This is a genomic window from Thomasclavelia sp., from assembly GCF_017889095.1.
Classification (GTDB): Bacteria; Bacillota_I; Bacilli_A; order Erysipelotrichales; family Coprobacillaceae; genus Thomasclavelia.
Window position 1 is genome coordinate 1 of the sequence record NZ_JAGHEW010000074.1, and the last position, 9,672, is coordinate 9,672.

At 30.9% G+C, this 9,672-nt stretch carries 7 protein-coding genes; 3 read left to right on the forward strand and 4 right to left on the reverse strand.

Features of this window, described 5'->3' with window-relative positions:
- A partial coding sequence (locus tag J7M77_RS03260) for an MATE family efflux transporter (protein ID WP_296875958.1) occupies positions 1-1,123 on the reverse strand: 1,123 nt, incomplete at its 3' end.
- Positions 1,124-1,378: 255 nt separating this feature from the next.
- Here J7M77_RS03260 and J7M77_RS03265 point away from each other — a divergent pair.
- The 3 genes from J7M77_RS03265 to J7M77_RS03275 all read left to right on the forward strand — a co-directional run bounded on the left by J7M77_RS03265 (position 1,379) and on the right by J7M77_RS03275 (position 4,902).
- Positions 1,379-2,056, forward strand: coding sequence for a VTT domain-containing protein (locus tag J7M77_RS03265; protein ID WP_296875960.1), 678 nt, complete (start codon positions 1,379-1,381; stop codon positions 2,054-2,056).
- Positions 2,057-2,128: 72 nt separating this feature from the next.
- Positions 2,129-2,830 (forward strand): response regulator transcription factor, encoded by a 702-nt coding sequence (locus J7M77_RS03270; RefSeq protein WP_296875962.1) that lies wholly within the window; start codon positions 2,129-2,131, stop codon positions 2,828-2,830.
- Between the two features lie 8 nt (positions 2,831-2,838).
- A complete protein-coding gene (locus J7M77_RS03275) occupies positions 2,839-4,902 on the forward strand; it encodes a sensor histidine kinase KdpD (RefSeq protein WP_296875963.1) in 2,064 nt (687 codons plus the stop codon).
- 11 nt (positions 4,903-4,913) lie between these two features.
- Here the strand turns inward: J7M77_RS03275 and J7M77_RS03280 are convergent, their stop codons facing one another.
- The 3 genes from J7M77_RS03280 to J7M77_RS03290 form a co-directional block, all read right to left on the reverse strand.
- A complete protein-coding gene (locus tag J7M77_RS03280; RefSeq protein ID WP_296875965.1) occupies positions 4,914-5,810 on the reverse strand; it encodes a DegV family protein in 897 nt (298 codons plus the stop codon).
- Between the two features lie 160 nt (positions 5,811-5,970).
- Positions 5,971-8,184, reverse strand: a complete 2,214-nt coding sequence (bglX, locus tag J7M77_RS03285; protein WP_296875967.1) for a beta-glucosidase BglX — start codon at positions 8,182-8,184, stop codon at positions 5,971-5,973.
- Between the two features lie 12 nt (positions 8,185-8,196).
- Positions 8,197-9,468 (reverse strand): PTS transporter subunit EIIC, encoded by a 1,272-nt coding sequence (locus tag J7M77_RS03290; protein WP_296875968.1) that lies wholly within the window; start codon positions 9,466-9,468, stop codon positions 8,197-8,199.
- Between the last annotated feature and the right edge of the window lie 204 nt (positions 9,469-9,672).

Consider the following 9,672-nt stretch of genomic DNA (forward strand, 5'->3'; position numbering starts at 1 on the left):
ATGACTGGAAATAATAAGTTGAAAAAATATTAATTGGTAAAAGTAAAAATGATAAACCATAAGTTTGCATAATTTTTGGTGCAATTGTTAAAATATTAACTGTTGGTTTCATAAAAATACTAATTAATAAATTGGGACATAAATACATTAAAGCAGTCCATCCAATTCCAAAAAAGATTGCGGTAAGTATAGCATATTTTAAAGTTGCTTTAATATTGACACTATTTTTCGCTCCAAAATTATAAGAAATAATTGGCTGGGCTGCCTGGCCAACACTATAACCGCAGCATTGAACGATCGTACTAATATTAACGATTACTCCATAAACTGATAAAGCATCGGTTCCTAAATATTTGACAATTTGGCGGTTAAATAACATCGTTAAAATCCCCATAGCCAGATCAACAAAAAATGTTGAAAAACCAGTTACTACGATTCGTTTCATTTTTGTAAGTAAAGACGTTACTTTAACTAGACATAATCCATTTTTAGATGAGCGAAAATGAGTTAAAGAAACAGCTAAAGTAATTACAGCTCCCATAGCAGTTGCCAGCCCAGCTCCAGTAATTCCCATATCTAAAGTAAAAACAAAGAAATAATCACCAAAAACATTAAAGATACCACCAGTTAAAACGGCAATTGTTGCCAGTGTAGGATTGTTATCGTTTCGTAAAAAAGCTGCCAACATCTGATTAAACAAAAATACTGGTACTACAAACTTAACAGGCATTAGATATGCTTTAGCTAACGGCAATAAACTAGCTTCGGCTCCAAATAAATACAACATTTGATCTTCAAAAAACCATAATGCAAACCAGCTAAGTAGTGCTAGAATAATTGTTCCAATTAAAGCAGTAGTAAAAAACTCATTAGCACGCTGTTTATTTTTTTCTCCTCTAGCGATACTAAAGATAACCGAACCGCCAATTCCCATCATTAAACCTAAACTATAAATAATATTCCAGACTGGTGCTACGATTGCCAGTGCTGCTGTCCCTTCAGGTCCTTGATATTGACCCACCATGGCCATATCAACGATACTATAAATTGAACTAATCATCGCACTGCCAAATGCAGCAAATAAATACTTGAAATAGACTTGTTTAATTTTTGCAGTTTCCATATACTCCCTCCTAAACAAAAAAAGCCAGATAAACTAACAGGTATTTCAACCTGTCACCTTATCCAGCTCGCCATTTCTTTTTGAATGACTCACCCTCCGAGTGAACACTACTAGTATACTAAAACAGAATTTTTACGTCAAGTAGCTATATTTCATATTTCATTTTATTTTCTTAAAATATTTTTTAGAATTGTTTTAACTTATCACCCGTTTTGTTTTAGATTAGTTGTCTATACTATAGACGAGGTGAAAAAAATGAATAAGTTTGCTGTCAATAAAAAAACAATTCTAAACATCCTAATCTCACTTGCAATCATGGCAATTATTTGTTTGATTCTATATAAACCTTTTTCTAACTTTCTAAGTGATCCCTCAAAGTTAAAAGAAACCCTAGATCAATTTGGAATCTGGGGCAGATTAGTTTTAGTTTTAGTGATGTGTTTACAAGTTGTCTTTGTTTTCTTGCCTGGTGAAATTATTGAAGTTGCCGCTGGTTTTTGTTATGGAACAATTGGCGGAATGTTTATTTGTTTATTAGGCAGTATACTTGGCAGTATCTTGATTTTTGGGTTCATTGAAAAATATGGTTTAAATTTTGTAAAAAAGTTTTTTGATTTAGAGCAACTAAACGAAGTATCTTTTTTAAAAAGAGAAGCTAATTTAGAAATAATCATTTTCATCATCTTCTTTATTCCCGGGACTCCAAAAGATTTATTAACCTATTTAGCTCCTTTTACCAGAATTAAATTACCAGCCTTTTTATTGCTTACAACAATTGCTAGAATACCTTCAGTAATTACTAGTACAATTGGCGGTAATGCTTTATCTAATCAAGATTATACTTTTACTATTATTGTCTTTGTAATTACCGGGATCATTTCTTTAATCGGTCTAGGTTGTTATAAATATTATATCAGCAAGAAAAATCTTTAGAAAATCTTTAAAATCATTTCTACTATTCTTTAACTAATCAGTTTATAATAAGCGATGAAAGAAGGTATGAAAATGAATCAAGATAATATTCTTGTTGTTGAAGATGAACAAGAAATTGCCAAAGCAATTGAAATTTATTTAAAATCACAAAACTACAATGTATTTCTTGCTAGTAATGGCAAGGAAGGTTTAGAAATGGTAGCTAATCACGATATTCACCTTGCTATCGTTGATATTATGATGCCAATCATGGACGGCATTGAAATGACCATGAAAGTGCGTGAAAACCATGATTTCCCGATTATCTTTTTATCAGCTAAATCCGAAGATATTGATAAAATTACCGGTTTGAATATTGGTGGTGATGATTACGTAACCAAACCATTTGTACCAATGGAACTGTTGGCACGAGTATCTTCACATTTAAGACGTTATCATAAGTATTTAGATATGCTTGATCAAAAAGATGTTAGTAATAAATATATCGTTGGCGGTCTCGAACTAGATCTGGACACCAAAGAAGTAACTGTTGATGGTAAATTAGTTAAAGTAACACCAATTGAGTTAAAAATTTTAGAATTACTGATGAAAAAACCAGGACGGGTTTTTTCCAGTGAACAAATTTATGAAAACGTTTGGAATGAAGCCGCTATTAATACCGAAACAGTAATGGTTCACGTACGTAATTTACGGGAAAAAATTGAAATTAATCCATCTAACCCTCAATATCTAAAAGTAGTTTGGGGTGTTGGATATAAAATTGAAAAAATGTAGGTGAAAAAATGTTTAAAAAGAAAATAGTCTTTATTATCTTAACTTTAGTTATTTTAGTTACTTGTAGTATTGGCGTTTATTCATGTTATCAGGTAGTTAATAAAAATCATGAAACAGAGATTGATTTTAATAAAAATGAAATTATTTATGATATTTTTAGTGTTATCTATCCCGTAAGTATGCAATTAGATGGTTCAACACCAGAAAATGTTAGTAAATATGTTAATGCTCAAGAAATACCAGCTAATTTATTTTATCAACATAATCTAGAAAAGTATCGGCTTCTTGATGAATATAAAAATATTAGATATTACGCCGAATATAATGGTAACGTTTTAGGCAATACAACTGATGATTTAATCAACATCAAATCTAATCAAAAACTCCAAGCTAAATACCAATGGTATTTAATGATCAATTTTGATGAAGCTGGTAATTTAAGCTACGATTCTTTAGGAAATCAACAATCAAGTAATCGAAATTTTGCAATTTTTTGGAATAACTATAAACAAGTACTAGCATCAAACTATAATACTAATTTATCGTTAAATAACCCTACTAATTTAACGGTCGTACTAGCCGTTCCGACAAAAATAGTTGCTGATTCTTACGATGTTATTTCTTATTACTATTCATCATCGTTAGAAGTAGATAACATTGTTCCCTTTGCCCTAGCAGCTGTAGTAATAGTTTGTTTATATGCTTTAATTTATCCTTATGAAACCGAAAAAGAAATTGGTGCTTTAAAATATCCAGCTAAGATTAAATTAGAGCCATTATTTATCTTAGTATGTATGGCTTATACTGGTATGATTGTACTTCTTTATAGTCTAGTAATTGATTATGATAGCAGTTCTCTTTTAAATAAACTAATTTCAATTGGTTTTGACAATGTTGCTGCTTATATTGTAGCGATAATGAATATTATTTCCTGGATGGCTTTACTATATTTAACTTTATTTAGTGCATATTATATTAAATCGTATTTTAAAGAAGGTTTTGTTAAATCATTTAAACAAAATACTGTTCTTGCCTGGTTATTTAGATGTTTAAAAAGATTTGGGGATAAAGTAACAATGTTTGATTTAAATGATAATTTAAATCAAACGATAATTAAAATTATCGTGGTCAACGCTGTTATCATTTCACTGATCTGCGGTTTATCAAAAATAGGAATTTTATTTACGATTATTTATTCATGTGTTTTATTTAATTTATTAAGAAAAAAATTTGAGCAGTTTCAAAATGATTATCAAGTATTATTAAATGCCGTTAAAAGAATTTCTAATGGTGATTTTGATGTTGAAATTCAACAGGATGTTGGGGTTTTTAATACCTTAAAAAATGAATTTGCCAATGTCAAAGATGGTTTTGAAAAAGCTGTTAATGAAGAAGTAAAATCACAAAAAATGAAAACTGAACTGATTTCAAATGTTTCTCATGATTTAAAAACACCATTAACTTCAATCATTACTTATATTGATTTATTAAAAAATAATGATTTATCTAAGGAACAACAAGAATATGTAGATACTTTAGATCGTAATGCTTTAAGATTAAAAAATTTAATTGATGATTTGTTTGAAGTATCTAAGGTAAATAGTGGTGATGTTAAATTAAATCTAGTTGATGTTGATATTGTTGCTTTAATTAAACAAGCTAAATTTGAATTAGAAGATCAGTTTAATGCTAAAAAATTGACTTTTAAAACTAATTATCCTGATGAAAAAATTATCTTAAAATTGGATAGTTCCAAAACTTATCGCATTTTCCAAAATTTATTAATCAATATTGGTAAATATGCCCTTGAAAATACCCGCGTATATATTGAAATAATTAAAACCAATGATCAAGTATATATTACGTTTAAAAATATTTCTGCAAATGAAATTAAAATATCTGAAGATAAATTAGTTGAACGTTTTGTTCAAGGTGATAAGTCAAGAAATACCAGTGGTAGTGGCTTAGGCTTATCGATTGCAAAAAGCTTTACTGAATTACAACATGGTATTTTTAAAATCAGTGTTGATGGGGATTTATTTAAAGCAATGGTTATTTTCAACCTAAAATAGGGGTCTAGCCCCTATTTTTGATATTTTTTAATAATTCCAGCTCCTAGCGGATATGGACCAGTATGCACCCCAATTGTAGCTCCAATTTGACGCATTGGAATATTTTGATCTAGTTTAGGATAGTTTTCTTTTAGTTTGGAAATTAACTCCTGTCTAAATTCTTCACCTTCAGCTTCATCATAACCAAAACCAACCGCAAAACGATATTCATCAATATCAATTTCATTTTCTTTAAGATAAGTAATAATTTGTTCAATTATCTTCTGTTTAGCTTTTTTACGGCCTCTAGTGATTCCGTTATTAAAGATTTCACCTTCTTTTAATAAAATCAATGGTTTGATACCTAAGGCTCCGGCGGCAATTCCAGATAATTTACCAACACGGCCACCATGGACTAGATAATCCATACTGCCAATCGTAAAGAAAATCCGACCACTTGTTTTAATTTCATTAATAAAAGCAACATTTTCTTCAAAACTAGCGCCACTATTTTGTTTAGCCACCGCTTCTTCAACTAACATCCCTTGTAAAACTGTATTGATCGTAGCATCGATAACTTCAATTTTAGCATTTGGATATTCTTCCAATAGCATATTTTTGGCATTACTGGCTGAATTAAACGAACCTGAAAATTTCGTTGAAATACAAATACAAATTATATCAATACCTTGCTTTACCAATGGTGTAAATACTTCTAAATAATCTTGAATTGAAGGCATAGAAGTTTTTGGAAACTGTTTAGGATGATCAACCATGAACTGATAAAAATTCCTTATACCTAGCTCAACAATCTCCTTTTGATAATTAACACCATCTTTACTGACATAAAACGGTACTACTTCAATTCCTAATTCTTTAACTAAATCCAAACTTAGATCACATGATCCATCAGTTATAATCTTATACATTTACATTCCCCATTTCTAAATATTACTATTATCCTATTATCTAATTAACATAATATGAACATATTAATTATATTGTAGCCCTTTTTTAATATTATTGTCTATAAAAAATAAAAAGAGATACAGAATTAACTGCATCTCTATCAATGAGGTAGTTATCTAATTATTTTTTTAATTCAAAATTTGCTTTGTTTTCAGTATTACTATCTTTACCTATAAAGACTTCAAAATCACCAGCTTCACTATCAAAATGCATATCTTTTCTAATAAACTTTAACATTTCTTCACTAATTTCAAATTCCACTTTTTTAGCTTCATGAGGCTGTAATGTTATCTTTTGAACCCCTTTTAATTCTTTTACTGGACGTACTACTGAACCAAATAAATCTCTAATATATAACTGAACCGTTTCCACGCCTTGTCGTTCACTAGTATTTTCAACTACTACTGATGCTTTGATCTTACTATCAGGAGTTAAAACTTGTTTATCTAATTCAACTTCGCTATATTTAAATTCACTATAAGTTAGTCCATAACCAAAGCAATATGTTGGTTCATTAGGAATATCAATATATCTTGAAGTAAATCGTTTACTATGACTACTAGTTTTAGCTGGTCTTCCGGTACTCATTTCATTGTAATAGATTGGACATTGACCAACTGAATATGGGAAAGTCATCGCTAAACGAGCACTTGGATTAACCTTTCCATAAATAATATCGGCAATTCCATCGCCACCTTCAGTTCCTGGGAACCAGCATTGAAGCAAGGCATCACTATATTGACTCACTTCATCTAATGCCAATGGACGACCACTAAACACTAATGTAACGATTGGCTTATTTAATTTCTTTACTTCTTTCAATAATTCAATTTGTACTCGTGGTAAAGTAATATCGCCTCTAGATCCACCTTCACCGCTTTGATGTGAATGTTCCCCAATTGCTACAATTACCACATCAGCCCCTTTAGCTACCTCAAGAGCTTTTTGGCGATCTTCTTCAATATTATCACTGACTAATTCACCAACATTTTTAGAATATCCAAAACTTTCAAACATGCTAGCATCGTCTAATAATGGTGAACCCTTAGCAAAAGTTACACAATTTTCATCAGCCTGTTTTTTCAAACCATCATAAATAGTAACAACTTTTTCGCGATCTACATTGATAGACCACATTCCACTTAGGTTTTTATTTGAAGCATAAGGACCAACGACAGCTATTTTTTGACTTTTATTTAAAGGGAGGATAGTGTCATTTTTTAATAGCACGCAAGTTTGCCAAACTACTTCTCTTGCAATTTTTCTAAATTCATCGCAAAGAACAAATTCTTTTTCTAATTCTTCATTAGCTCCGCGATACGGATCTTCAAATAATCCTAATTCATTTTTAAGTTCTAATACACGCATAGCTGCTTCATCAATATATTTTTCATCTAATTTTCCTTCTTTAACTAAAGTAGCTAAATGATTAGAATAAGTTGCTGTCATCATATCAATATCACAGCCAGCTTCTAAAGCTAATTTTGCTGCTTCTTTACCATCTTTAGCAATTCCATGAGGGACCAATTCTTTAACTGCTGAGTGATCAGAAATTACCACTCCATCAAATCCCCACTCATCTCTCAATATATCTCTTAATAGCCAATCATTAGCAGTTACCGGAATTCCATCAATAGTATTAAATGAAGTCATTACTAAACGACATCCGGCATCAACAGCTGCTTTATATGATGGTAAATAATCTTGTCGTAAAGAACGTTCTCCTAATTCAACAGTATTATAATCTCTACCAGCTACAGGTGCTCCATAGCCAGCAAAATGCTTAACACATGAAAGGATCGTTTCGTATTTATCACCATTTCCTTGATAACCTTCAACCATAGCTTTAGCATAAGCACAGTTTAGATAATTATCTTCACCATAACTTTCCATTACTCTACCCCAACGAGCATCTCTAACCATATCAACCATTGGTGAAAAAGTAATATGGATTCCAGAAACCGCTGCTTCTTTAGCGGCAACTTGGGCCGTTTTCTTAACTAATTCTGGATTAAAAGTACATCCTAACCCTAAAGGAATTGGAAATATAGTTTTAAATCCATTAATGATATCAGCCATAAATAGCATAGGAATTTTCTTTTCATTTTTTTCTAAATAACGATCTTGTAATTTTTTTAATTCCTTAGCTCCCATTGTATTTAAAATTGAACCAGTTTGATAAATCTTATCTTTATCAATTCCAATTTTTGCAACAGGCCCAGTTGCCACTTTTTCATTACTATCAAAAAAATTACCATTTAATTGAACTAATTGCCCAATTTTTTCATCTAAAGTTAAACTATCAAATAATTCTTTTAACTTTGCTTGTTCCATAGAAGCATCCTCCTATTGTTCTGCTTTTTCTAATTTATAAGCATCATTATCTGCTTTCTTAAAGAAAGGATACCATACTAATCCAACAATTACCATCACGACAATTTGTAAAACAACAATTTGCCAGCTTCCTTGAATTGCTGCATGGAAACCAATTGGTAAACCAAATACTGTTGAAGCCCCCATTAATGTTGGTACTAAACCAGAAGCAATTGCCAAGTAGGCAACTAATATAGCAATAACATTTCCAAAGACAAATGGAATAAAGAACACAAAGTTTAATACTAATGGTGTACCAAAAATAACTGGTTCAGTGATACCAAATAAAGCTGGTACTAAAGCAATTCGTCCTAAACTCTTATATTGAGCTGATTTTGATGCAAAAGCCATTAATAATACAAAACCAAGTACACAACCACCCCAAGTAAAGGTGTTAAAGAAAGCTAAACCGATAATATTTTCACCAGCTCCCATACCATTTTGAGCTACTGCAGCTTGATTAGCTAAGTCTAATGTAAGCCAAATTGGTGTATAGATTGGTGACATAACATTTGTTCCATGAATCCCAAAGAACCATAATAATTGAGCAACAATTGTGAAAATACACATAGCCCATAAATTTCCACCTAAACCTTGCAAAGGTGTTTGCAAGATTGAATAAACAAATTGATGCATACATCCATAACTTGTTTGATTGAAAAGACTTTTTACAACAATAAAGATTGCTGCAATGATCAATCCTGGAATTAACCCTTCAAAAGTACGTGAAATCATTGGTGGTACTGAAGCTGGCATTTTAATTGTCCAGCCTTTTTCCTTCACAAAAACAAATACTTTAGCTGTTACAATTGCAATAATTAATGCTGAAAAGACCCCTGCAGCTCCTAACCATGTAGTTGGGATTGCTGTAACTTCATCAGCAGTTGCACTTAATGGTGTAACAATTAAAAATGATACTAAACCAATTACTGATGCTGACACACCATCTTCTTCTGGCTTATATGTTTTCACTAATGAATTAGTAACTAAAACAACAATGTATAAAGCCAAACAACCAATCGTTACATTATTGATTGCAAAAAATACTGGTGTTAGTCCTAATGATGCTACTCCATTTTTAATTGCATCAATAGGAAATACTGCTAGTAATAGACACAATGAACCAACTAATGTAACAACGATAGATCCCATCATCCCAGATGATATCCCCTTTAATGTTGGATTATTCGCTAATCTTGTCATATATGGATTCAACTTATCCATAATTTTTTCCAATTTACCCATTTTCTTTCTCCTTTTCCTATTATTTCTGTTAGCGCTTAACATTACGAGAATATTATACTTAAACAGTAAAAACAGTGCTATGCGATTATTGACTAAAAAAGGGGCAATAATTAACCAGTTTATTTGATAAATGTCAAATTTTAACCATTATACCGCCATTTTTTAAGAATAAAAAGTTTATTGTTCTATTTATAGTGAAAAAGA

What these genes read in the sequence shown, in the direction of transcription:
- J7M77_RS03265 (WP_296875960.1), top strand. Translation starts at nt 1,379, where the DNA reads ATGAATAAGTTTGCTGTCAATAAAAAAACAATTCTAAACATCCTAATC.
- J7M77_RS03270 (WP_296875962.1), top strand. Translation starts at nt 2,129, where the DNA reads ATGAATCAAGATAATATTCTTGTTGTTGAAGATGAACAAGAAATTGCC.
- bglX (WP_296875967.1), bottom strand. Translation starts at nt 8,184, where the DNA reads ATGGAACAAGCAAAGTTAAAAGAATTATTTGATAGTTTAACTTTAGAT.
- J7M77_RS03280 (WP_296875965.1), bottom strand. Translation starts at nt 5,810, where the DNA reads ATGTATAAGATTATAACTGATGGATCATGTGATCTAAGTTTGGATTTA.
- J7M77_RS03275 (WP_296875963.1), top strand. Translation starts at nt 2,839, where the DNA reads ATGTTTAAAAAGAAAATAGTCTTTATTATCTTAACTTTAGTTATTTTA.
- J7M77_RS03290 (WP_296875968.1), bottom strand. Translation starts at nt 9,468, where the DNA reads ATGGGTAAATTGGAAAAAATTATGGATAAGTTGAATCCATATATGACA.